At 58.9% G+C, this 22783-nt stretch carries 22 protein-coding genes; 14 read left to right on the top strand and 8 right to left on the bottom strand.

The genetic code is table 11. The features are described from left to right. Positions 1–34: 34 nt before the first annotated feature. The gene (gene satP / locus EDF75_RS20465; RefSeq protein WP_041143976.1) at positions 35–601 is read right to left on the bottom strand and encodes an acetate uptake transporter; all 567 of its coding nucleotides are present in this window, start codon (positions 599–601) and stop codon (positions 35–37) included. Between the two features lie 524 nt (positions 602–1125). Between satP and dnaK the strand changes: the two genes are divergently transcribed. The 4 genes from dnaK to nhaR all read left to right on the top strand — a co-directional run bounded on the left by dnaK (position 1126) and on the right by nhaR (position 6617). Further along, positions 1126–3042: a molecular chaperone DnaK gene (dnaK, locus tag EDF75_RS20460; RefSeq protein ID WP_041143977.1), complete on the top strand. Its 1917-nt coding sequence runs from the start codon at positions 1126–1128 to the stop codon at positions 3040–3042. A gap of 87 nt (positions 3043–3129) precedes the next feature. Further along, on the top strand, positions 3130–4266 hold the full coding sequence (dnaJ, locus tag EDF75_RS20455) for a molecular chaperone DnaJ (RefSeq protein ID WP_045860025.1): 1137 nt from the start codon (positions 3130–3132) through the stop codon (positions 4264–4266). A gap of 223 nt (positions 4267–4489) precedes the next feature. Next, positions 4490–5665 (top strand): Na+/H+ antiporter NhaA, encoded by a 1176-nt coding sequence (gene nhaA, locus EDF75_RS20450; protein ID WP_133600705.1) that lies wholly within the window; start codon positions 4490–4492, stop codon positions 5663–5665. Positions 5666–5717: 52 nt separating this feature from the next. Continuing rightward, complete coding sequence (nhaR, locus tag EDF75_RS20445) at positions 5718–6617, top strand: transcriptional activator NhaR (protein ID WP_041143980.1); 900 nt, start codon at positions 5718–5720, stop codon at positions 6615–6617. Positions 6618–6689: 72 nt separating this feature from the next. On the opposite strand, the gene rpsT is transcribed toward nhaR, so the two are convergent. Further along, positions 6690–6953, bottom strand: a complete 264-nt coding sequence (rpsT, locus tag EDF75_RS20440; RefSeq protein WP_003018940.1) for a 30S ribosomal protein S20 — start codon at positions 6951–6953, stop codon at positions 6690–6692. A 330-nt stretch (positions 6954–7283) separates the two neighbouring features. On the opposite strand from rpsT, the gene ribF reads away from it, so the two are divergent. The 6 genes from ribF to rihC all read left to right on the top strand — a co-directional run bounded on the left by ribF (position 7284) and on the right by rihC (position 14059). Next, the gene (ribF, locus tag EDF75_RS20430; protein WP_095103883.1) at positions 7284–8222 is read left to right on the top strand and encodes a bifunctional riboflavin kinase/FAD synthetase; all 939 of its coding nucleotides are present in this window, start codon (positions 7284–7286) and stop codon (positions 8220–8222) included. Positions 8223–8266: 44 nt separating this feature from the next. Then, complete coding sequence (ileS, locus tag EDF75_RS20425) at positions 8267–11083, top strand: isoleucine--tRNA ligase (RefSeq protein WP_133600704.1); 2817 nt, start codon at positions 8267–8269, stop codon at positions 11081–11083. Continuing rightward, positions 11083–11580, top strand: coding sequence for a signal peptidase II (lspA, locus tag EDF75_RS20420; RefSeq protein WP_045860018.1), 498 nt, complete (start codon positions 11083–11085; stop codon positions 11578–11580). The genes ileS and lspA overlap by 1 nt, the downstream gene beginning before the upstream one ends. Positions 11581–11677: 97 nt before the next feature. Continuing rightward, the gene (gene fkpB, locus EDF75_RS20415; protein ID WP_045860016.1) at positions 11678–12127 is read left to right on the top strand and encodes an FKBP-type peptidyl-prolyl cis-trans isomerase; all 450 of its coding nucleotides are present in this window, start codon (positions 11678–11680) and stop codon (positions 12125–12127) included. A gap of 1 nt (position 12128) precedes the next feature. Next, a complete protein-coding gene (gene ispH, locus EDF75_RS20410) occupies positions 12129–13079 on the top strand; it encodes a 4-hydroxy-3-methylbut-2-enyl diphosphate reductase (RefSeq protein ID WP_133600703.1) in 951 nt (316 codons plus the stop codon). Positions 13080–13144: 65 nt separating this feature from the next. After that, on the top strand, positions 13145–14059 hold the full coding sequence (gene rihC / locus EDF75_RS20405) for a ribonucleoside hydrolase RihC (protein WP_095103879.1): 915 nt from the start codon (positions 13145–13147) through the stop codon (positions 14057–14059). 5 nt (positions 14060–14064) lie between these two features. Here rihC and EDF75_RS20400 read toward each other — a convergent pair whose 3' ends face one another. Then, a complete protein-coding gene (locus tag EDF75_RS20400) occupies positions 14065–14967 on the bottom strand; it encodes a LysR family transcriptional regulator (RefSeq protein ID WP_133600702.1) in 903 nt (300 codons plus the stop codon). 92 nt (positions 14968–15059) lie between these two features. On the opposite strand from EDF75_RS20400, the gene EDF75_RS20395 reads away from it, so the two are divergent. From EDF75_RS20395 to EDF75_RS20385, 3 genes are all read left to right on the top strand, one after another. Beyond that, on the top strand, positions 15060–15689 hold the full coding sequence (locus tag EDF75_RS20395) for an alanyl-tRNA editing protein (RefSeq protein WP_133600701.1): 630 nt from the start codon (positions 15060–15062) through the stop codon (positions 15687–15689). Between the two features lie 115 nt (positions 15690–15804). Further along, the gene (locus EDF75_RS20390; protein ID WP_133600700.1) at positions 15805–16368 is read left to right on the top strand and encodes a glucose-6-phosphate isomerase family protein; all 564 of its coding nucleotides are present in this window, start codon (positions 15805–15807) and stop codon (positions 16366–16368) included. After that, complete coding sequence (locus EDF75_RS20385; protein ID WP_133600699.1) at positions 16361–17143, top strand: glucose-6-phosphate isomerase family protein; 783 nt, start codon at positions 16361–16363, stop codon at positions 17141–17143. Before EDF75_RS20390 ends, EDF75_RS20385 begins: the two co-directional genes overlap by 8 nt. 80 nt (positions 17144–17223) lie before the next feature. On the opposite strand, the gene EDF75_RS20380 is transcribed toward EDF75_RS20385, so the two are convergent. The 5 genes from EDF75_RS20380 to EDF75_RS20360 are packed head-to-tail and all read right to left on the bottom strand — an operon-like array spanning position 17224 to position 21535. After that, positions 17224–18042: a PTS system mannose/fructose/sorbose family transporter subunit IID gene (locus EDF75_RS20380; RefSeq protein ID WP_133600698.1), complete on the bottom strand. Its 819-nt coding sequence runs from the start codon at positions 18040–18042 to the stop codon at positions 17224–17226. Continuing rightward, positions 18042–18839, bottom strand: coding sequence for a PTS mannose/fructose/sorbose/N-acetylgalactosamine transporter subunit IIC (locus EDF75_RS20375; protein WP_133600804.1), 798 nt, complete (start codon positions 18837–18839; stop codon positions 18042–18044). Before EDF75_RS20375 ends, EDF75_RS20380 begins: the two co-directional genes overlap by 1 nt. A 10-nt stretch (positions 18840–18849) precedes the next feature. Beyond that, on the bottom strand, positions 18850–19344 hold the full coding sequence (locus tag EDF75_RS20370) for a PTS sugar transporter subunit IIB (RefSeq protein WP_133600697.1): 495 nt from the start codon (positions 19342–19344) through the stop codon (positions 18850–18852). A 12-nt stretch (positions 19345–19356) separates the two neighbouring features. Beyond that, positions 19357–19785, bottom strand: a complete 429-nt coding sequence (locus tag EDF75_RS20365) for a PTS sugar transporter subunit IIA (RefSeq protein ID WP_133600696.1) — start codon at positions 19783–19785, stop codon at positions 19357–19359. A gap of 4 nt (positions 19786–19789) precedes the next feature. Then, positions 19790–21535 (bottom strand): class I mannose-6-phosphate isomerase, encoded by a 1746-nt coding sequence (locus EDF75_RS20360; protein WP_133600695.1) that lies wholly within the window; start codon positions 21533–21535, stop codon positions 19790–19792. A 189-nt stretch (positions 21536–21724) separates the two neighbouring features. Here EDF75_RS20360 and EDF75_RS20355 point away from each other — a divergent pair, with 189 nt between their 5' ends. After that, positions 21725–22759, top strand: a complete 1035-nt coding sequence (locus EDF75_RS20355) for a LacI family DNA-binding transcriptional regulator (protein WP_133600803.1) — start codon at positions 21725–21727, stop codon at positions 22757–22759. The last annotated feature ends 24 nt before the right edge of the window (positions 22760–22783 follow it).

Genomic DNA, 22783 nt, shown 5'->3' with positions numbered 1-22783 from the left:
CAATACCCTCGCCGTAAGGCGAGGGTATCTTCTATCAATGAGGCGCGCCGATTGGCAGAACGGTGCGACCAAACTGCTCGTTGAGTACTTCACCCATCGCCAGATAAATCGCGCTACCGCCGCAGACTAAACCAATCCAGCCCGCGATTCTAACGATGCCTTCGTTATCGACCAGGTGACCAATTGCCAGCAGGGCAAACAGGACGGTCAGGCTGAGGAAGACGAACTGCAGCATCCGTGCGGCTTTCAGGGTACCGAAGAACATAAACAGCGTGAATACTCCCCACAGTCCGAGATACATGCCCAGGAAGTGCGCGTTCGGCGCCTCTGCCAGGCCCATTTTCGGCATGAGAAGAATTGCGACCAACGTCAGCCAGAAGGCGCCGTAGGACGTAAAAGCGGTTAAACCAAAGGTGTTACCCTTTTTAAATTCCAGCAGGCCTGCGAAAATCTGCGCAATACCGCCGTAAAAAATGCCCATCGCCAGGATAGCTACATCAAACGCGAAAAGGCCGCTATTCGCCAGGTTAAGCAGAATAGTGGTCATGCCGAAGCCCATAAGGCCCAGCGGTGCCGGATTAGCCAACTTAGTGTTGCCCATAATTCCTCAAAATAATGATTAGAAAGGGAAGCATTACCCCGTCGCTCAGCGGTGGGGCGCGGCATAATAATGAGGAGTCGTCAGGCTGTCTATGATCTGGCGAGGTATTTTTCACCAATTTTACGCACTCTCTAAACGATGTCGGGCATTTGCCTGAGGTCAGGCGGGCAAAGGCGTTCGTAAGGCTATGATCCGTCGAACTTCTGGTCTTTCAACTCGGGGGCGGACTCGCCTAAGCAGACTCATCGTCCCTTTACGGGGACCCCAGCGGATGAACGCCGTGAAGCGCGCTTTTTTGCGTCATATCGGGAAAACTCCCTCGCCGACGGCCGGCTTCGTGGGGTGATGAAGATAAAAATTTTTTTGCCTCCCCCCTTGATGAAGCTGTGGACGACCCCATCTTGTAGTCAACCGCAGTGAATGAACCTGAAAAAAAAAGATGTTGGGCAGTTGAAACCGCACGTTTCGCCCTTATTACAGGTTCACAACCACATGTTGACTGAATTTTTAGTGGAGACGTTTAGATGGGTAAAATTATTGGTATCGACCTGGGTACTACCAACTCTTGTGTAGCGATTATGGATGGCACTACTGCTCGCGTGCTGGAAAACGCCGAAGGCGATCGCACCACGCCTTCTATCATTGCTTATACCCAGGATGGTGAAACTCTGGTTGGTCAGCCGGCTAAACGTCAGGCAGTGACAAACCCGCAAAACACCCTGTTTGCGATTAAACGCCTGATTGGTCGCCGCTTCCAGGATGAAGAAGTTCAGCGTGACGTTTCTATCATGCCGTACAAAATCGTTGCCGCAGACAATGGCGACGCATGGCTTGATGTGAAAGGTACCCGCACCGCACCGCCGCAGATCTCTGCTGAAGTGCTGAAGAAAATGAAGAAAACCGCGGAAGATTACCTGGGTGAGCCGGTAACTGAAGCCGTTATCACCGTACCGGCATACTTCAACGATGCTCAGCGTCAGGCGACGAAAGACGCCGGTCGTATCGCGGGTCTGGAAGTTAAGCGTATCATCAACGAACCAACCGCAGCCGCGCTGGCTTACGGTCTGGATAAAGAAGTCGGCAACCGTACTATCGCGGTTTACGACCTCGGCGGTGGTACCTTCGATATCTCTATTATCGAAATCGACGAAGTTGACGGCGAGAAAACCTTCGAAGTTCTGGCAACCAACGGTGATACTCACCTGGGTGGCGAAGACTTCGATAGCCGTATGATCAACTACCTCGTTGACGAGTTTAAGAAAGATCAGGGCATTGACCTGCGTAACGACCCGCTGGCCATGCAGCGCCTGAAAGAAGCGGCAGAAAAAGCGAAAATCGAGCTTTCTTCCGCTCAGCAGACCGACGTGAATCTGCCGTACATCACCGCAGATGCTACCGGTCCGAAACACATGAACATTAAAGTGACCCGTGCGAAGCTGGAAAGCCTGGTAGAAGACCTGGTTAACCGCTCTATCGAGCCGCTGAAAGTTGCGCTGCAGGATGCTGGTCTGTCCGTATCCGACGTTCAGGACGTTATCCTGGTCGGTGGTCAGACTCGTATGCCGATGGTGCAGAAGAAAGTTGCCGAGTTCTTTGGTAAAGAGCCGCGTAAAGACGTTAACCCGGATGAAGCTGTTGCTATCGGCGCAGCGGTTCAGGGCGGCGTACTGACTGGTGAAGTTAAAGACGTTCTGCTGCTCGACGTTACCCCGCTGTCGCTGGGTATCGAAACCATGGGCGGCGTGATGACTGCGCTGATCAACAAGAACACCACTATCCCGACCAAGCACAGCCAGGTGTTCTCGACGGCGGAAGATAACCAGTCTGCGGTAACTATCCACGTGATTCAGGGCGAGCGTAAACGCGCCTCCGATAACAAATCACTGGGTCAGTTTAACCTCGACGGCATCAACCCGGCACCGCGCGGCATGCCGCAGATCGAAGTGACCTTCGATATCGATGCCGATGGTATCCTGCACGTCTCCGCGAAAGATAAAAACAGCGGTAAAGAGCAGAAAATTACCATTAAAGCGTCTTCCGGTCTGAACGAAGAAGAAATCGCTAAAATGGTCCGTGAAGCAGAAGCGAACGCGGAATCTGACCGTAAGTTCGAAGAGCTGGTTCAGACCCGCAACCAGGGCGACCATCTGCTGCACAGCACGCGTAAGCAGGTTGAAGAAGCGGGCGACAAGCTGCCGGCTGACGACAAAACCGCTATCGAGTCTGCGCTGACCGCGCTGGAAACTTCCCTGAAAGGTGAAGACAAAGCCGATATCGAAGCGAAAATGCAGGCGCTGGCCCAGGCTTCCCAGAAGCTGATGGAGATTGCCCAGCAGCAGCATGCTCAGCAGCAGGCTGGCGGTGCTGAAGCTTCCGAAAGCAACGCGAAAGACGACGATGTCGTTGACGCTGAGTTTGAAGAAGTGAAAGACAAAAAATAATCGCCCTTTGAACGGGTAAAACACTGGCACGGGCGAAGAGGTTTCCTCTCCGCCCGTGCACGCATGTTAAGGGGCTGAAAAACACCAATGGCAAAGCAAGATTATTACGAGATTTTAGGCGTTTCCAAAACAGCGGAAGAGCGTGAAATCAAAAAGGCGTACAAGCGCCTGGCCATGAAATATCACCCGGACCGCAACCAGGGCGATAAAGAGGCCGAAGCTAAATTTAAAGAAATCAAAGAAGCCTACGAAATCCTGACGGATGATCAGAAGCGTGCGGCCTACGATCAGTACGGCCACGCCGCGTTTGAGCAGGGCGGCATGGGCGGCGGCGGCGGTGGTTTCGGCGGTGGCGCGGATTTCAGCGATATCTTTGGCGATGTTTTCGGCGACATCTTCGGCGGTGGCCGCGGTCGTCAGCGCGCGTCGCGCGGGGCTGACCTGCGCTACAACATGGATCTGACGCTGGAAGAAGCGGTTCGCGGCGTAACGAAAGAGATCCGCATCCCGACGCTGGAAGAGTGCGACGTCTGCCACGGCAGCGGCGCGAAATCGGGCAGCAAGCCGCAGACCTGTCCGACCTGTCACGGCGCAGGCCAGGTGCAGATGCGCCAGGGCTTCTTCGCCGTTCAGCAGACCTGTCCGCACTGTCAGGGACGCGGTACGCTGATCAAAGACCCGTGCAATAAATGCCACGGTCACGGTCGTGTAGAGAAAACTAAAACGCTGTCGGTTAAAATCCCGGCAGGCGTAGACACCGGCGATCGCATTCGTCTGTCTGGCGAAGGTGAAGCCGGCGAGCATGGCGCTCCGGCCGGCGATCTGTACGTTCAGGTTCAGGTGAAGCAGCACGCCATCTTTGAGCGCGAAGGCAATAACCTGTACTGCGAAGTGCCGATTAACTTCACCATGGCGGCGCTGGGCGGCGAGATTGAAGTCCCGACCCTGGACGGCCGCGTGAATCTGAAGGTGCCTGGCGAAACGCAGACCGGCAAGCTGTTCCGCATGCGTGGTAAAGGCGTCAAGTCCGTACGCGGCGGCGCGCAGGGCGATCTGCTGTGCCGCGTGGTGGTTGAGACGCCGGTTGGCCTCAACGACAAGCAGCGGCAGCTGTTGAAAGAACTTCAGGAAAGCTTCGGTGGCCCGACGGGTGAGAACAACAGCCCGCGCTCCAAAAGCTTCTTTGACGGCGTGAAGAAATTCTTCGATGATTTGACGCGCTAATCATTGTGCCGTGTAAAAAGCCACTTTATTGCGAAGTGGCTTTTTTATTTCTCGCCGTCTCTCCGTTAATGCTGCCTGAATTTCTCGTTCGGACTCTTTCTGACCCTTCTCTTCTCATTTCGTAAAAACCGAACGACAGAGCAATAATAAACTTATTTTTTCGAGCTGTTATGGCGATTAGAATAGTTTAAACGATGAATAATCCTGATAGAGAGAATAAAAAGTGAAACATCTGCAGCGTTTTTTAAGTAGCGATGCTTCCGGGGGCATCATCCTCATTTTTGCCGCCGTGCTGGCGATGCTGTTGGCGAATACCGACGCCACCAGCGGTCTGTATCACTCCTTTCTGGAAACGCCCGTTCAGCTGCGCGTTGGCGCGCTGGAAATCAACAAGAACATGCTGCTGTGGATTAACGACGCGCTGATGGCCGTCTTCTTCCTGCTGATCGGCCTCGAAGTGAAGCGCGAGATGATGCAAGGGGCGCTGGCCAGCCGTCGTCAGGCGGTGTTCCCGGTGTTGGCCGCCCTGGGCGGGATGATCGTCCCGGCGCTTATCTATCTTGCGTTTAACGCCCAGGACCCGATTGCCAGAGGGGGCTGGGCTATCCCGGCGGCAACCGATATTGCGTTCGCGCTGGGCGTGCTGGCGCTGCTCGGCAGCCGCGTGCCTGTGGCGCTGAAGATTTTCCTGATGGCGCTGGCGATCATTGATGACCTGGGCGCGATCGTGATTATCGCGCTGTTCTACACCAACGACCTTTCCGTGCTGTCGCTCGCGGTGGCTGCGGGGGCCATTGGGGTGCTGGCGCTGCTGAACCTGAGCGGGGTGCGGCGCACCGGTATCTATATTCTGGTTGGCGCCGTGCTGTGGACCGCGGTGCTGAAGTCCGGGGTTCACGCCACCTTAGCGGGGGTCATTGTCGGCTTTATGATCCCGCTGAAGGCGCAGGATGGCAAATCGCCGGCGAAGGAGCTTGAGCACGTTCTGCACCCGTGGGTTGCCTGGCTTATCCTGCCGCTCTTTGCCTTTGCTAATGCGGGCGTCTCGCTGCAAGGGGTAACGCCTGAGGGGCTGACGTCGCTGCTGCCGCTGGGGATTATTGCCGGGCTGTTTATTGGCAAGCCGCTGGGGATCGGCCTGTTCTGCTGGCTGGCGCTGAAGCTGAAGTGGGCTTCGCTGCCGGAAGGGACTCATTTCCCGCAGATTATGGCGGTCGGCGTGCTCTGCGGGATCGGCTTTACGATGTCGATTTTTATCGCCAGCCTGGCGTTTGCCAGCACTGACCCCGGCTTAATCAACTGGGCCAAGCTTGGCATTCTGACCGGCTCGGTACTATCGGCCGTCAGCGGATATCTGCTGCTGCGCAAGCGCATAACGGTTCCCGCCCACTCGGCGTAATACTTTCGGAGAGCCTGCAGAGGCTCTCCAGGACATTATCAGGGAGAGAAGCATGTCGCATATTAACTACAACCATCTGTACTACTTCTGGCACGTCTACAAGGAAGGCTCCGTGGTCGGGGCGGCGGAAGCGCTGTTTCTGACGCCGCAGACCATCACCGGACAAATTAAAGCGCTTGAAGAGCGCCTGCAGGGCAAGCTTTTTAAGCGTAAGGGCAGGGGGCTGGAGCCGAGCGAGCTGGGCGAGCTGGTGTTCCGCTACGCCGACCGCATGTTCACGCTCAGCCAGGAGATGTTGGATATCGTCAACTACCGCAAGGAGTCGAATCTGCTGTTCGACGTTGGCGTGGCGGATGCGCTGTCGAAGCGGCTGGTGAGCGGCGTGCTGGATGCGGCGGTGGTTGAGGATGAGCAGATCCACCTGCGCTGCTTTGAATCGACCCACGAGATGCTGCTGGAGCAGCTGAGCCAGCATAAGCTCGATATGATTATCTCCGATTGCCCCATCGACTCAACCCAGCAGGAGGGGCTGTTTTCGGTGCGCATCGGCGAATGCAGCGTGAGCTTCTGGTGCATGAATCCGCCGCCGGAGAAGCCGTTTCCCGCCTGCCTTGAGGAGCGTCGCCTGCTGATCCCCGGCCGGCGTTCGATGCTTGGCCGCAAGCTGCTGAACTGGTTTAATTCGCAGGGGCTCAAGGTTGAGATCCTCGGGGAGTTTGACGACGCGGCGCTGATGAAGGCGTTCGGCGCGGCGCACAACGCGATTTTTGTCGCGCCGACGCTCTACGCGCATGATTTCTACCACGACGAGTCGATTATTGAGATCGGCCGGATGGAGAACGTGATGGAGGAGTATCACGCCATCTTTGCCGAGCGCATGATCCAGCATCCGGCGGTACAGCGTATCTGCAACCGCGACTACTCGGCGCTCTTTACCTCGCCGCCGCGCTGACGGGCGGCAAATTTCAGGCATAAAAAAACCCGCTTTCGCGGGTTTTTCTACAAAGCGATAACAAGCAGGCGATTAAGCCAGTTTGTTGATCTGAGCGGTCAGGTTTGCTTTATGACGCGCAGCTTTGTTTTTGTGGATCAGACCTTTAGCAGCCTGACGGTCCACGATTGGTTGCATTTCGTTAAATGCTTTCAGTGCAGTAGCTTTGTCGCCAGCTTCGATGGCTGCGTATACTTTCTTGATGAAAGTACGCATCATAGAGCGACGGCTAGCGTTGTGCTTGCGGGCCTTTTCAGACTGAACGGCGCGCTTCTTAGCTGATTTGATATTAGCCAAGGTCCAACTCCCAAATGTGTTCTATATGGACAATTCAAAGGCCGAGGAGAATGCCCGTTTAGCCTTCTTTTGTCAATGGATTTGTGCAAATAAGCGGCGCTTAAAACAACGACGCTTTATTACGTAGTGATGGCGCAAGATTCTACCAGCTTGTTGCGGGCGAATACAGCCTTTCCACCATAAAAATCGACGGGCGCGCGTAGTTTTCCCCGCGTTCCAGCGCTGAGTTGATGAATTCTCGGGATCTTTCAACGAAGAGGTGCAATCGCTGGTTAACGTCGCCAGTTGTACAAGGTATACTCGGACGATTTTCACTGTTTTGAGCCAGACATGAAGCTGATACGCGGCATACATAATCTCAGCCAGGCCCCGCGCGGGTGCGTGCTGACCATTGGTAATTTTGACGGTGTGCACCGCGGGCATCAGGCGCTGCTGCAGCGCTTGCGCGCAGAGGGCCGCCAGCGTGGCTTACCGGTGGTAGTGATGATTTTCGAACCGCAGCCGCTGGAGCTGTTTGCCGCCGATAAGGCGCCAGCACGCCTGACGCGCCTGCGTGAAAAGCTGCGCTATTTGGCCGAAAGCGGCGTCGACTACGTGCTGTGCGTGCGGTTCGACCGACGCTTTGCCGCCCTGACCGCTCAGGACTTTATCAGCGAGCTGCTGGTCCGCCGGCTGGGCGTGCAGTTCCTCGCCGTGGGCGATGATTTCCGCTTTGGCGCTGGTCGTCAGGGGGATTTCTTGTTATTACAGAAAGCCGGGGTGGAGTTTGGGTTCGACATCACCAGCACCCAGACCTTCTGTGAAGGCGGCGTCCGCATCAGCAGTACCGCGGTGCGGCAGGCGCTGGCAGACGACGATCTTGCCCTGGCAGAAACCCTGCTAGGCCATCCGTTTACCATCTCCGGGCGCGTGGTGCACGGCGATGAGCTGGGGCGCACCATTGGCTTCCCGACGGCGAACTTACCGCTACGTCGTCAGGTTTCCCCGGTTAAAGGGGTCTATGCGGTAGAAGTAACGGGGCTTGGCGACAAACCTTTGCCGGGTGTCGCCAATATTGGCACTCGCCCAACGGTCGCCGGCGTCCGTCAACAGCTGGAAGTGCATCTGCTGGACGTTGTAATGGACCTCTACGGTCGCCATATAGATGTAATACTGCGTAAAAAAATACGTAACGAACAGCGGTTTGCGTCGCTCGATGAGCTGAAGGCGCAAATTGCACGTGATGAGTTAACGGCCCGCGAGCTTTTTGGGCTGACCAGCCAGGCATAAACCTGTTGGTGTTTATCAAACCGAAATACGGAACCGAGAATCTGATGAGTGACTATAAATCCACCCTGAATTTGCCGGAAACAGGGTTCCCGATGCGTGGCGATCTCGCCAAACGCGAACCGGGAATGCTGGCGCGTTGGACCGATGATGATCTGTACGGCATCATCCGTGCGGCGAAAAAAGGCAAAAAAACCTTCATTCTGCATGATGGCCCTCCTTATGCGAATGGCAGCATTCATATTGGTCACTCGGTTAACAAGATTCTGAAAGACATTATCGTTAAGTCCAAAGGGCTGACGGGCTATGATTCTCCCTACGTGCCGGGCTGGGACTGCCACGGTCTGCCGATCGAGCTGAAAGTGGAGCAGGAGTACGGCAAACCGGGCGAGAAGTTCACCGCGGCCGAGTTCCGCGCCAAGTGCCGTGAATACGCCGCGACCCAGGTTGACGGCCAGCGTAAAGACTTTATCCGTCTTGGCGTGCTGGGCGACTGGTCGCGTCCGTATCTGACCATGGACTTCAAAACCGAAGCCAATATCATCCGCGCGCTGGGTAAAATCATCGGCAACGGCCACCTGCACAAAGGCGCGAAGCCGGTGCACTGGTGCGTCGACTGCCGCTCCGCGCTGGCGGAAGCGGAAGTTGAGTATTACGACAAAACTTCCCCGTCTATCGACGTAGCGTTCCACGCGGTCGATAAAGCGGCGGTGCTGGCGAAGTTCGGCGTTGCTGACGTCAGCGGTCCGGTCTCCCTGGTTATCTGGACCACCACCCCGTGGACCCTGCCGGCTAACCGCGCGATCTCCCTGTCGCCGGAGTTCGACTATGCGCTGGTGCAGGTTGACGGCCAGGCGCTGATCCTGGCGAAAGACCTGGTTGAAAGCGTCATGAAGCGTACGGGCGTTGCGGATTACACCATCCTTGCGGTGGTCAACGGCGCCGAGCTGGAGCTGATGCGCTTTAAGCATCCGTTCCTCGATTTCGACGTTCCGGCGATCCTCGGCGACCACGTTACCCTCGATGCGGGTACCGGCGCGGTGCATACCGCCGGCGGCCACGGCCCTGACGACTACACCATCAGCCAGAAATATGGCCTGGAAATCGCCAATCCGGTCGGCCCGGACGGCGCCTACCTGCCGGGAACCTATCCGTCGCTGGACGGCATCAACGTCTTCAAGGCCAACGACATCATCGTTGAGCTGCTGCGTGACAGCGGCGCGCTGCTGCACGTTGAAAAAATGCAGCACAGCTATCCGTGCTGCTGGCGCCACAAGTCGCCGATCATCTTCCGCGCCACGCCGCAGTGGTTCGTCAGCATGGATCAGAAAGGCCTGCGCGCGCAGTCGCTGAAAGAGATTAAAGGCGTACAGTGGATCCCGGACTGGGGCCAGGCGCGTATCGAATCAATGGTGGCCAACCGCCCTGACTGGTGTATCTCCCGTCAGCGTACCTGGGGCGTTCCGATGTCCCTGTTCGTGCACAAAGAGACCCAGGAGCTGCATCCGCGCACCCTGGAGCTGATGGAAGAAGTGGCGAAGCGCGTTGAGGTGGACGGTATTCAGGCGTGGTGGGATCTCGACTCCCGCGACATCCTCGGTGCCGATGCCGATAGCTACGAGAAAGTGCCGGATACCCTCGACGTGTGGTTCGACTCTGGCTCTACCCACTCCTCGGTGGTTGACGTGCGTCCGGAGTTTTCCGGTCACGCCGCCGATATGTATCTGGAAGGTTCCGACCAGCACCGCGGCTGGTTCATGTCCTCGCTGATGATCTCCACGGCGATGAAGGGCAAAGCGCCGTATCGCCAGGTGCTGACCCACGGCTTTACCGTTGATGGCCAGGGCCGCAAGATGTCCAAATCCATCGGTAATACCGTCTCTCCGCAGGACGTGATGAACAAGCTGGGCGCGGATATCCTGCGCCTGTGGGTGGCTTCCACCGACTATACCGGTGAAATGGCGGTCTCCGATGAGATCCTCAAACGCGCCGCCGACAGCTATCGTCGTATCCGCAACACCGCGCGCTTCCTGCTGGCGAACCTTAACGGTTTCGACCCGCTGACCGACATGGTGAAACCGGAAGAGATGGTGGTTCTGGATCGCTGGGCGGTGAGCTGCGCGAAAGCGGCGCAGGAAGATATCCTCAAAGCCTACGAGTCCTATGATTTCCACGAAGTGGTGCAGCGCCTGATGCGCTTCTGCTCCATCGAGATGGGGTCGTTCTACCTCGACATCATCAAAGACCGCCAGTACACCGCGAAAGCGGACAGCGTGGCGCGTCGCAGCTGCCAGACCGCGCTGTTCCACATCGTGGAAGCGCTGGTGCGCTGGATGGCGCCGATCATGTCCTTCACCGCCGACGAAATCTGGGGCTACCTGCCGGGTTCCCGCGAGAAATACGTCTTCACCGGCGAGTGGTATGAAGGCCTGTTTGGCCTGGCCGACGATGAAGCGATGAACGACGGCTTCTGGGACGAACTGCTGAAAGTGCGCGGCGAAGTCAACAAGGTTATCGAACAGGCGCGCGCCGACAAGCTGGTGGGCGGCTCCCTTGAGGCGGCGGTCACGCTGTATGCGGATAGCGAGCTGGCGACCAAGCTGAACGCGCTGGGCGACGAGCTGCGCTTTGTCCTGTTAACCTCCGGGGCGAAAGTGGCCGATTACGCGCAGGCGCCGGCCGATGCCTGGCAGAGCGAACTGCTGAAGGGTCTGCGGGTTGTGCTGAGCAAAGCGGAAGGCGATAAGTGCCCACGCTGCTGGCACTACACCAGCGACGTCGGCAAGGTGGCGGAACACGCGGAAATCTGCGGTCGCTGTGTCAGCAACGTCGCCGGTGACGGCGAACAACGTAAGTTTGCCTGATGAGTAAATCTGTTTGTTCAACCGGGCTACGCTGGCTGTGGGTCGTCGTCGCCGTGCTGATTATCGATCTGGGCAGCAAATTCCTGATCCTCCAGAACTTTGCTCTGGGGGATACGGTTTCGCTGTTCCCATCGCTGAACCTGCACTATGCGCGCAACTACGGCGCGGCTTTTAGCTTCCTCGCCGATAGCGGCGGCTGGCAGCGCTGGTTCTTTGCGGGGATCGCCCTCGGCATCTGCGTGATTCTGACGGTACTGATGTACCGCTCGAAGGCGACGCAGAAGCTGAATAACATCGCCTACGCGCTGATTATTGGCGGGGCGTTAGGCAACCTGTTTGACCGGCTGTGGCACGGTTTTGTCGTCGATATGATTGATTTCTACGTCGGTGAGTGGCATTTCGCCACCTTCAACCTGGCCGATACCGCCATTTGTATCGGCGCGGCGCTGATTGTGCTGGAGGGCTTTTTGCCCGGCGCTGCGAAGAAAACCGCGTAATCCCTGCCGGGTGGCGTTTTCGCCGGCCCGGCCTACATTATAAGCGTACCCCGCCGCCGCGCGGGGGAAACGCAGAACCAACTTAGAGCAAACCTGCATGTCAAACTCTGTACAGAGCAACAGCGGGGTGCTGGTGCACTTCACGCTGAAACTTGATGATGGCTCCACCGCGGAGTCTACGCGCAATAACGGCAAGCCGGCGCTGTTCCGTCTCGGCGACGCTTCGCTCTCCGAGGGGCTCGAGCAGCACCTGCTGGGGCTGAAGGCGGGGGATAAAACCAACTTCTCCCTTGAGCCTGATGCCGCGTTTGGCGTACCCAGCCCGGACCTGATTCAGTACTTCTCCCGCCGCGAATTTATCGATGCGGGCGAGCCGGAAATCGGCGCAATTATGCTCTTTACCGCAATGGATGGCAGCGAAATGCCCGGCGTGATTCGGGAAGTTAACGGCGATTCCATCACCGTTGATTTCAACCATCCGCTGGCCGGGCGCACCGTTCATTTTGATATTGAAGTGCTGGAAGTCGATCCGGCGCTGGAGGAGTAAAATGCAGATCCTGTTGGCTAACCCGCGCGGCTTCTGCGCCGGCGTTGACCGCGCTATCAGCATTGTCGAAAACGCGCTGACGCTGTACGGCGCGCCGATCTATGTTCGTCATGAGGTGGTGCATAACCGCTATGTGGTCGATAGCCTGCGCAAGCGCGGCGCTATTTTTATCGAGCAAATCAGTGAAGTGCCGGACGGCGCGATCCTGATTTTCTCCGCCCACGGCGTCTCGCAGGCGGTACGCAACGAAGCGAAAAACCGCGACCTGACGGTTTTCGATGCCACCTGTCCGCTGGTGACCAAGGTCCATATGGAAGTGGCTCGCGCCAGCCGCCGCGGCGAAGAGTCGATTCTGATTGGTCACGCCGGTCACCCGGAAGTTGAGGGGACGATGGGCCAGTACAGCAACCCGCAGGGGGGCATGTACCTGGTGGAGTCGCCGGATGACGTCTGGACGCTGGAAGTGAAAAACGACGCCAGGCTGTCGTTTATGACCCAGACTACGCTCTCCGTTGATGACACCTCCGACGTCATTGACGCCCTGCGCGAGCGCTTCCCGAAAATCGTCGGGCCGCGTAAAGACGATATTTGCTACGCCACCACCAATCGCCAGGAAGCGGTACGCGCGCTGGCGGAGCAGGCGGACGTGGTGCTGGTGGTGGGGTCGAAGAACTCCTCCAACTCCAACCGTCTGGCCGAACTCGCACAGCGCATGGGGAAAGCGGCGTATCTGATCGATGATGCGGCCGATATCCAGGAGCCGTGGGTCAAAGCGGCCAAATGCGTGGGCGTAACCGCCGGCGCATCGGCGCCGGATATTCTGGTGCAGAACGTGATTGCTCGCCTGCAGGAGCTTGGCGGCGGCGACGCGGTGCCGCTGGAAGGGCGCGAAGAGAACATCGTCTTTGAAGTGCCGAAAGAGCTGCGGGTCGATGTCCGTGAAGTAGAATAAGTTCTTTACGCCGTCAGTATGCGAAGATGCCAGACTTAACGTCTGGCATTTTTTTTGGAGAGTTTATGCGCTTACCGATCGTTCTTGATACCGATCCCGGCATTGATGATGCGGCGGCGATCGCCGCGGCGCTGTTCGCGCCCGAGCTGGATCTGCAGCTGATGACCACGGTGGCCGGCAACGTGTCGGTGGAAAAAACCACCCGCAATGCGCTGCAGCTGCTGCATTTCTGGAACGCCGACGTGCCGCTGGCCCAGGGCGCCTCAATGCCCCTGCTGCGCCCGCTGCGCGATGCGGCCTCCGTGCACGGCGAGTCGGGGATGGAAGGGTATGAGTTTGTCGAGCATCGCTGCCAGCCGCTGCCGAAACCGGCGTTTCAGGCCATTCGCGATGCGCTGATGCATGCCCCGGAGCCGATGACGCTGGTGGCGATTGGCCCGCTGACCAACATTGCGCTGCTGCTGACGCAGTATCCGGAGTGTCGGTTTAACATTCGTCGTCTGGTCATTATGGGCGGGTCCGCCGGGCGAGGTAACTTCACCCCCAATGCGGAGTTCAACATTGCCATCGACCCGGAAGCCGCGGCCAAAGTGTTTCAGAGCGGGCTGGAGATTGTGATGTGCGGGCTGGACGTCACCAATCAGGCAATGCTCGCGCCGGAGTACCTCGCCACGCTGCCGACGCTCAACAGGACCGGGAAAATGCTCCACGCGCTGTTCAGCCACTACCGCAGCGGCAGCATGGAGAGCGGGCTGCGCATGCATGACCTGTGCGCCATCGCCTGGCTGGTTCGTCCCGAGCTGTTTACCCTTAAATCGTGCTTTGTGGCGGTCGAAACGCAGGGGAGCTGGACGGCGGGCACCACGGTCGTTGATATCGAAGGCCGCCTTGGCCAGCCGGCTAACGCCAGCGTGGCGCTGGATCTGGACGTCGCAGGCTTCCAGCGCTGGGTAGCAGAAGTTCTGGCGCTGGCGCCATAGGCCGTTTAGCGGCGATAAATTTTCTCGCTGAGATAGTCAATCATGGCCCGCATTCTGGCGGGCATATGCTTATTTCCCGCCCACAGCAGCCACAGCTCGCCGGAGTAGCTGCTGATAAACTCCCACTCTGCCAGCACCTGGACGATCTCCCCGCGCTCCAGCGCTTCGCGGGCGGTAAACAGCGGCAGGCTGCCAATGCCTAAATTCTGCTTCACCGCATCCAGCCGCACGGCGGTGTGGTTGGCGGCGTAGCGTCCTCGGGTCTGAACGGTCTCTGTTTTTCCTTCACGACGAAATTTCCAGCGCGCATCGGCGGGCGTTTCGCCGAGGCTGATGCAGCTATGGTCGCGCAGATCCTGCGGATTTTGCGGCGCGCCGTGCTGGCGTAAATAGTGCGGGGTGGCGCAGATCACATGGCTGACCGGCATCAGCGGCTTGCCGTGGAGCCCCGGCGAAGGCGAATGGGTGATGCGCAGCGCCAGATCGATCCCGTCATCAATCAGGTCAAGATAGCGATCTTCGAGACGCAGGCAGACGTCAACCTGCGGAAAGCGGGTCAGAAACTCGCTCATCAGCGGATGGATAACAAACCGTCCGACGGCCTTCGGCACGCTGAGCGTCAGCTTGCCTTGCGCCACCTGCTGAGTGCTGCCGGCGGCATCCATCGCCAGGCGCGCGGCTTCCAGCATCTCCAGCGCATGGGCGTAAACCGTCTTTCCGGCATCGCTCAGGCGGAGTTTGCGCGTGGAGCGGTGTAGCAGCTTGCTGCCCATCTCCTGTTCAAGGCGCGAGACGCTGCGGCTGACCGCGGAGGGCGTGGTTCCCGCAAGCCGGGCGACCGCAGAAAAGCTGCCCTGCTCGACGATTTGCACGAAGAGGGCCAAATCGGGAAGTAAGCTTAAGTTCATTTGTGCCCTCTAAGCAAAGGTGCATTGACGCAGGACGGGATTATCGCTGTGCGTATTACCAATATACTGTGCGCAAAGAGAGGAGAACAACCATGACCGAACGTCTTTATTACACCAACGATGCCACCGAAGGGCGCGCGCGGGTGGTGAGCTGCATAGAACAGGCCGATGGCCGCTACGCAATCGAGCTGGACCAAACGCTATTTCATCCTCAGGGCGGCGGGCAGCCGGCGGATCGCGGCTGGATAGCGGAGATCGCCGTTGAAGGGGTAACGGCGTTTGGCGACAGCATTCTGCACCTTGTCCCGCAGCCGCTGGACCTGGGCGAGGTGGCGATGCGCATTGATGGCGCAGCGCGGCAGCAGCATGCCCGCCTGCACTCCGCAGGCCACCTGATTGGCCTCGCGGGAGAGCAGTGCGGCTGGCAGCCGACGAAGGCTCATCACTGGCCCGGAGAGGGGCGGATTACCTTCACTTCAGGCGCTAAAGCGGCCCTGCCGGAGGCCAGCGCGCTGCAGGCAAAAGTTTCCGGCTGGCGGGCGGAAAACCTGCCGCGCCATATCACCGTGGCCGGCGGGCTGCGCAGGGTAGGGTTTGGTTCGCTGCCTGATTATCCCTGCGGCGGGACCCACGTTGCCAGCCTCTCTGAGCTGGGCGAGGTGGTGATAACTCAGGTGAAAATGAAAAAGGGCCAGCTGATCGTGAGCTACACGCTGGCGTGAAGGTACATTTGCGGTGCCGGCTGTGACATCCGCTACAAAGTCATCCGCCCGCTCTTGGGTTAATCGATTAATCTGCTAAGCTGATTCTGCTGTTCTCCTTGGGCCGGAGACCAATATGAATCCTATCTTTTTCCAGCCACCTCAGGTGGCGTGGGCCAGTGGCCTGTTTTCGGACGGTCCGCTGCTGCGCAAGTTGACGCGTATTGCGGATCTGAACGGCGTTTTTGCCGATGAGCGAACCCGTCTGACGATGGCGGGCGACCGGGTGGTGTACGAGGTTGAAATGCTCGATACCTCCTCCGCATCGGGCGAGCTCTATACCGGCGTCACCCACCTCTATCCCGGTAAGGTCGGGGATGAGTTTTTTATGACCCGCGGGCACTTTCACGCCCGCCGCGAGCAGGGCGAAGTTTACTTCGGCCTTCGCGGCAGCGGCCTGCTGCTGCTGCAAAACGAGCGCGGGGAAACCCGTCTGGAGCAGGTTTTCACCGGCTCGGTGCACGTTATCCCCGGCTATAGCGCCCACCGCCTGATAAACACCGGGGCCGATACGCTGTCGGCGCTGGCGGTGTGGCCCGCCGCTGCGGGACATGACTATGCGACGCTGGACGGCGGCTTCAGGCTGCGGGTCGTCGAGGAGAACCGGACCATTCAGGCAAAGGAGGTGCAGAATGGCTAATTCTGCTCGCGCCTGGGGCCTGGATATGACCATTCACCAGCGCCCGCTTGGTTTCGGCTACGGCAATGATGTGACCGGACCGATGCCGGAGATCCGTCGTCTCGATCAGATCCGCGCCTCGCTGCGCGATCCGCACTGCGAAGGGCCGGACGAGGTCTACGCGATCGCCATGGACGTGGCGCGTATGCAGGATCGCGATGAGCTAAAAAAACGCATGCTGCTGTTTGGCGTTGTGACCTACGCCGCCGGAAGGCTGGGGGAAGAGCCGGTGCGCAGCCAGGGCCATATCCACCGCATCAGCCAGCACAGCGGCTGGTCGCCGCCGGAGCTGTATGAAATCTGGCAGGGGAAGGCGATTATCTATATGCAGGAGCGGGTGGAAGACGACCCCGGCCGCTGCTTTGCGGTGATTGCCGAACCCGGCGATAAGGTGCTGGTGCCGCCGGGCTGGGGGCACGCGACGATTTCCGCCGATCCCGAGGTGCCGCTCACTTTCGGCGCCTGGTGCGATCGGGAGTACGGCTTTGAATATGATGCCGTGCGGGCGTATAAGGGGCTGGCGTGGTACCCGCTGCTGCAGGATAACCACGTCGTCTGGCAGCATAATTCACGCTATCTTCCCGGCCGCCTGCAGGCGATTACGCCGCGCCGGTACGTGGAGTTTGGCCTCACCTCCGCGCCGATTTATCAGCAGTTTATCGACGATCCCGCCCGCCTGCAGTTTATCTCCAGCCCGGACAGGACGGCGGATTTGTGGCACAACTTTCATCCATAAAAAAACCGGGGCGATGCCCCGGTTGCGAGATTAACGACTAAGGTGGCGCCCCGGTTTGCGAACCGGGGTATTCTTCGCGGCTAGCCGGCAAACAGACCGCTGGCGACGCCCGCCGCGGCCAGCAGCAGCAGCATGACCATCGCCTTCACCGGCGAAACGCCGCGCTTCGCCATTAAATACCAGGTCCCCAGCACCACCACCAGCGGCAGGAGCAGCGGGAATATGCCGTCCAGCATCTGCTGCACGTGGATATTGACGCCGTCGCGGGTAATGAACTCCAGCCCGGTTCCCAGCTTCACGTAGCTCGCCGCGACGCCGCCCATCACGAAGACGCCGAGCAGCGACAGGGCTTCACGCAGGCGGGTGGAGCGGCTGCTGACCAGCATCTCCACCGAGCCGGAGCCCATTTTGTAGCCTTTTAAAAACAGGAACCACGAGCCGGGGATAATAATCGCCAGCCAGGCGACGATATAAAACAGCGGCCCGAGGACGTTGCCGCCCGCCGCCAGCGCCATGCCGATACTCAGCAGAATAGGGATCAGCATTCCCGGGATCATCGAGTCGCCGATCCCGGCGATCGGCCCCATCAGGCCAACCTTCAGGGTGTTGATGGTCTCACCGTCGATGGGCTCGCCGTTGGCCTTTTTCTCTTCCAGCCCGAGCACCATTCCGTTGACGATCGCGCCGATCTGCGGCTCGGTGTTGTAGAAAGAGGCGTGGCGGCGCAGCATTTCCGTGCGCTGGGTCGCGTCCGGATAGAGCTTTTTCGCCACCGGCAGCATGCTCAGGCAGAAGCCGAACGACTCCAGACGCTCAAAGCTCATCGACGAGAGGTTGTGCATCATCCACGCCCGCCAGCAGCGGCGCAGATCTTTACGGTTCAGGGTACGTTCTTCCATCAGAATTCATCCTCATCATCGACGGCCGGCCTGTTGCCCGCGGCCTGCTGCGGTTCCGGCTTATAGCTGTAGTGGATCAGCGCCAGCAGCGAGCCCACGATCACCAGCGCGACCATATTGAGCTTTAAAAAGACGATGCAGACGAAGCCGACGAGAAAATAGATCAGCATGCTGTAGTTCTTGATGATCTGTTTAAGCAGAATCGCGATCCCTACCGCCGGCAGAATGCCGCCCAGCACGTTCATCGTGGAGAGCACGATTCTCGGCAGGCTGTCCATAAAGCCGCTGATGTACTGGGCACCAAAATAGACCGCAATAAAGGTGGGAACAAAGCGCAGCACGAAGTTACTGACCTGCGGCCAGAGCGCGCTGTTCAGGTAAAGGCCGCGCTCATCGCCGCGATCCAGAGCCACGTCGGCGCGATGGTTCCAGAAGGAGTTCAGCACCATCATCGCGTTGAACAAAATCGTGCCGGCGATACCGATAGTCGCCGCCAGCGCCACCGCCACTTCCGGCCCTTTACCCGACAAAATACCCAGCGCAATCGCCGGATATGCGACGAAGTTAAGGTCGGCGGGCATCGAGCCGCCCGGCGTCACCATGGCGATATACACCGCCTGGACCGCAACGCCTATCAAGATCCCGGTCTTCAGGTCGCCTAAAATCAGGCCGACCAGCATGCCGGAGACCAGCGGCCGGCTAATCAGATACCAGCCGCCGGTCAGGCCTAAAAGCCAGGGGCTGCTGAGGGCCCCCAGGTAGCAAAGAATGCCAATCAGCGTCGCTTCGATAATCATCATCCGCTCCTTATTTCAGCTTCTGCCGCGCGTCCTGCCAGCTGTAGTGGCTGGCATCCGGCACCAGACGGAACTCAACGTGGTGCCCGCGCTGCACCAGCCAGTCAAAGGCGGCGATCTCGGCGGCGTTAACCGACTGATTGGGCCCAATGGTGGTGGTGTCGGCGCGGGCGCTCATCGGGCCAACGTTGATTTTACCGTTGGCATTTTTCAGGCTGATCCCCGCCGCTTCCAGGCGCTGTAAGGTGACCGGGGATTTGCCTATCACGAAATAGCGTTTCTCGCTGGCGATGACTTTGGGTAACTTTTCAATGGCCGTGGCGGTGTCGAACAGCCAGACCTTGAGGTCCTGCACGGCGCCTTTCATCACCGATGAGAGGAGCGGGTCGGCCGCGACGGCGTCGTCAATCGCCACGATACCGTCGCAGGGCAGCTCTTTGGCCCAGCGCGTCACGAGCTGCCCATGGATCACCCGGTCGTCAATACGTACAAAAGAGATACTCATAAGCGTTTTCCTCTAAAAATCATCTGGCTGAACGGCTAAAACCGGGGTGGCTTTAATCAGGGTGGGGACGGTTAACGCCAGCAGCCGTTCGGCAGCGGCGTGGACATCCGTCAGGTGGAGAATCTCTTCACACTGCAGCAGCATCGGGAAATTCACCCCCGCCAGCACGGCGACGGGGGGCGTTGTCTGCGCAGAGAAAGCGTGCAGGCAGGCGACGTTCCACGGCGTTCCGCTTTGCATATCGCACAGCACCAGTACGCCGTCGGCCTGCTGCCCGGCGCCGTCCAGCGCGCGGGCAAAATCCTGCTTAAAGCCCTCGATGCCCGCCTGCTCGTCGAGGGTGACGGTTGAGATATAGGGCAGCTCGCCGTACACCATCCGCCCGCTGGCCAGCAGGGCGTCAGCCAGCGGGCCATGAGTGGCAACAATAACGTTAATCATGACCTTATCCTCTTACCCAGGCTTTGATGGTGGCCAGCTGCTGTCCGCTGCCCTGACCCGCCGGCGAAATACGGTACTCCCCGACGGCGGCCGGAATGATAAAGGTCTCGGCGTAGCGCACGGTGAAGGGGGCAAAGGCGCCGCTTGGGCTGTCGACCACGGCTTCCGCGCCTTCCACCAGGTTCAGAACGTTAACCCCGCCGTGGGTATGGTGCGTGACCGGCGCGCTGAACCAGTGGCGGCGGGTCTCGATAAACTCGCGCTCGTGCATTCCCGTCCGCTCCTCCCGCCAGCCTTCGCCTTCGGCAATGGGCTCAATGCGGTTAACCAGGTTATCGTTGACCCACTGGGTATCGCGCTGCCAGTCAATGACCCGTTCACCGTGCTGCAGATGCACCGGGCGAGGCAGTCCGTCTAAACCTAAACGCCCCCAGTCCCAGAGCTTGAAGGTGAAAATATACGGCGTCGCGCTGATTTCGAGCACCATCGTGCCGCTTCCCGAGCAGTGCACCGTACCGGCAGGGATAAGAAAGTGATCGTGCTTACGCGCCGGGATTTGGTTAACGAAGCGCCGATCGTCGAAGGCCTTTTCGCCGCGGCCGGCGGCCTGCAGATCGGCGAGCATCTCCTGCGGTTCGATCCCCGTTTTCGTCCCCAGGTAGACGACGGCTTCCGGTTCTGCCTCAAGGATGTAGTAGCTCTCATCCTGGGTGTAGTGCATGCCAAACTGCTGCTGGATATATTCGGTTACCGGATGAACCTGGAAACTCAGGTTTTGCCCGCCGATAGTGTCGAGAAAATCGAAACGGATCGGGAACTCGGCGCCGAAGCGGGCGTGTACCTTTTCACCCAGCAGCGCGCGGGGGTGCAGCAGCACCAGGTCCTGAGAGGGGATCTCGATCCGTACGTCACCAAAACGCAGTAACAGGCTGTTTTCCTCGGGCACGCAATCAAAACACCACGCGTAGTTGGCGGCCGTAGGATCGAGATCGAATCGTTGCTTCATCCACTGCCCGCCCCAGACGCCGGGATCGAAGAAGGGGGCGACGCGGAACGGTTGAGCGGTGGTCTGCTGCAGCCCGGCGCGCAGCGCTTCGCCGCTGACCAGGGCCGGAGCCTCTTTTACCGTGGTATCGAGTAAAAAATCGGCGCGCTTGAGCAGCGGCACCTTATGGCGATCGAAGACGCGCCACTCAATGAAAAAGGCGCGCTTGTAGCGGCGGAGGATATCTTCATCCTGGTTATCCGCGCCCCAGTTCCCCAGCCCGCTGTGGCGCATGCGCTGCTGGATCTCCCAGCGCGGCATGTCGGCGTACACCAGCAGATCGCCGGGATGAACCAGCGCCGCGCCGGGCCCGTAGATGACCACCACGCCCTCGGCTTCGGCGGTAACCTGCTGGCGCAGCTGCTCCAGCTTATTGGGATCAAAAAACTCCTCAAGATGGTGGCAGGAGAGCACGCCAAACACGCGGTCGTCGGTAAGATTGCGCGCCAGCAGAGTGTGGATGGCCTGCTCGTCGCGGCGGGCGGATTCGACGTTAAGGGTCAGCGCGGCGCCGAGCGCCGGCAGCAGATGCTGTTCCAGCTCTTCCAGCCGCACGCCCGGATAGCAGTCGATAACCAGCACGGTTTTCGCGGCCGTCGAGGCTCTGGCGCTAAGCGCGGTACGGATGGACTCCCAGCCCCGGCAGGCGTGGTCGTCATAGCCCCGAACCGCAACCTCAGGGTATTTGTTATAGGTGGTGTGCATTTTCATTCTCCATATTGGCTAAATGAAGATTAATCGATTAACCTTGTTTTGACAGCGTGGTTAACGCGATTAACCCGCCATAATCGATAAGTCAGGGGGTGAAATGGCCTTTAATGTGAAGGCAGTCACAGGGAAAAAACCAAAATTTAGGTTATTCGATTAACCTGAGGCGAATAAACGGGAGGGATGATGACGACAGTGACGTTGGCGCAGGTGGCAGAGAGAGCAGGGGTATCAACGGCGACCGTCTCGATGGTGCTGCGTAACCGGGGACGGATTTCACAGGCCACGCGCGAAAGGGTACTGAAGGCGCTGGATGACGCGGGCTATGTCTACAACCAGACCGCCGCCAATCTGCGCAACCGCAGCAGCAATCAGGTCGGGCTGCTGCTGCACGATATTACCAACCCCTTTTACGGCGAGATGACGGCGGGGCTGAGCCATGAGATGGAGCGGCACGATCTGCTGCTGTTTCTGGCTAACAGCGAAGAGTCCGGCGAACGCCAGCAAAAATTTGTCGACTCGCTGATGCGCAACAATGCCTGCGGCATGGTGCTGTGCGCCGCGCGGGAGACGCCGGCCTCATTTTTTGAAGCCCTGAAGCGGCGCAATATTCCGGCCATTATGGTGGTTCGCCCGCTCAGCGATCCGGATTTTGATTTCGTCGGCACCGACAACTTCCTTGGCACCCAGATGGCGACGCGGCATTTGCTGAAAATGGGCCACCAGAATATTGCCTTTATCGGCGGTAGCCCGAGCTCAGGCACCCGGGCGCAGCGTATCGGCGGCTTTACCAGCACGCTGCTGGAAAGCGGGATCTCGCCCAATCCGCAGTGGATTGTTACCGCGCAGGCCAGCCAGATTGACGGTGCAAAGGTGGCGGAGGATCTGCTGTCCCGCTATCCGGAGATTACTGCGGCGGTCTGCTATCAGGATATCGTGGCGCTGGGAGTGATGCAGGCGCTGCGCAAAACGGGCCGAGAGCCGGGGCGGGATTTTGCGCTGGTGGGCTTCGATGATATTACCGAAGCGGCGCTGGTCCAGCCGGCGCTGACCACCGTATCGGTGGCGGCGAAAGAGATCGGCCGTAAAGCGGGGGAGCTGCTGTATAGCCGTATTCAGGGTAACGATGAGCCGCCGAAACGGATAATCCTGCCGCCGGCGCTGGTCATCCGTGAATCATGCGGATTTCGCCGGGAAGAATCAGCGATATCAGGCCGTTAGCGGCGTGTTTCGCGCGCTATCTGC

This window comes from Klebsiella sp. BIGb0149, from assembly GCF_004362605.1.
In the GTDB taxonomy this organism is placed as follows: Bacteria; Pseudomonadota; Gammaproteobacteria; order Enterobacterales; family Enterobacteriaceae; genus Klebsiella; species Klebsiella terrigena.
The sequence above is the reverse complement of the archived record's forward strand: the minus strand, read 5'-3'. Positions and strand labels throughout refer to the sequence as shown.

Coding starts and splice junctions, on each gene's coding strand:
- satP (WP_041143976.1), bottom strand. CDS start 601: ATGGGCAACACTAAGTTGGCTAATCCGGCACCGCTGGGCCTTATGGGC.
- dnaK (WP_041143977.1), top strand. CDS start 1,126: ATGGGTAAAATTATTGGTATCGACCTGGGTACTACCAACTCTTGTGTA.
- dnaJ (WP_045860025.1), top strand. CDS start 3,130: ATGGCAAAGCAAGATTATTACGAGATTTTAGGCGTTTCCAAAACAGCG.
- nhaR (WP_041143980.1), top strand. CDS start 5,718: ATGTCGCATATTAACTACAACCATCTGTACTACTTCTGGCACGTCTAC.
- ribF (WP_095103883.1), top strand. CDS start 7,284: ATGAAGCTGATACGCGGCATACATAATCTCAGCCAGGCCCCGCGCGGG.
- ileS (WP_133600704.1), top strand. CDS start 8,267: ATGAGTGACTATAAATCCACCCTGAATTTGCCGGAAACAGGGTTCCCG.
- lspA (WP_045860018.1), top strand. CDS start 11,083: ATGAGTAAATCTGTTTGTTCAACCGGGCTACGCTGGCTGTGGGTCGTC.
- fkpB (WP_045860016.1), top strand. CDS start 11,678: ATGTCAAACTCTGTACAGAGCAACAGCGGGGTGCTGGTGCACTTCACG.
- ispH (WP_133600703.1), top strand. CDS start 12,129: ATGCAGATCCTGTTGGCTAACCCGCGCGGCTTCTGCGCCGGCGTTGAC.
- rihC (WP_095103879.1), top strand. CDS start 13,145: ATGCGCTTACCGATCGTTCTTGATACCGATCCCGGCATTGATGATGCG.
- EDF75_RS20400 (WP_133600702.1), bottom strand. CDS start 14,967: ATGAACTTAAGCTTACTTCCCGATTTGGCCCTCTTCGTGCAAATCGTC.
- EDF75_RS20395 (WP_133600701.1), top strand. CDS start 15,060: ATGACCGAACGTCTTTATTACACCAACGATGCCACCGAAGGGCGCGCG.
- EDF75_RS20390 (WP_133600700.1), top strand. CDS start 15,805: ATGAATCCTATCTTTTTCCAGCCACCTCAGGTGGCGTGGGCCAGTGGC.
- EDF75_RS20385 (WP_133600699.1), top strand. CDS start 16,361: ATGGCTAATTCTGCTCGCGCCTGGGGCCTGGATATGACCATTCACCAG.
- EDF75_RS20380 (WP_133600698.1), bottom strand. CDS start 18,042: ATGGAAGAACGTACCCTGAACCGTAAAGATCTGCGCCGCTGCTGGCGG.
- EDF75_RS20375 (WP_133600804.1), bottom strand. CDS start 18,839: ATGATTATCGAAGCGACGCTGATTGGCATTCTTTGCTACCTGGGGGCC.
- EDF75_RS20370 (WP_133600697.1), bottom strand. CDS start 19,344: ATGAGTATCTCTTTTGTACGTATTGACGACCGGGTGATCCATGGGCAG.
- EDF75_RS20365 (WP_133600696.1), bottom strand. CDS start 19,785: ATGATTAACGTTATTGTTGCCACTCATGGCCCGCTGGCTGACGCCCTG.
- EDF75_RS20360 (WP_133600695.1), bottom strand. CDS start 21,535: ATGCACACCACCTATAACAAATACCCTGAGGTTGCGGTTCGGGGCTAT.
- EDF75_RS20355 (WP_133600803.1), top strand. CDS start 21,725: ATGACGACAGTGACGTTGGCGCAGGTGGCAGAGAGAGCAGGGGTATCA.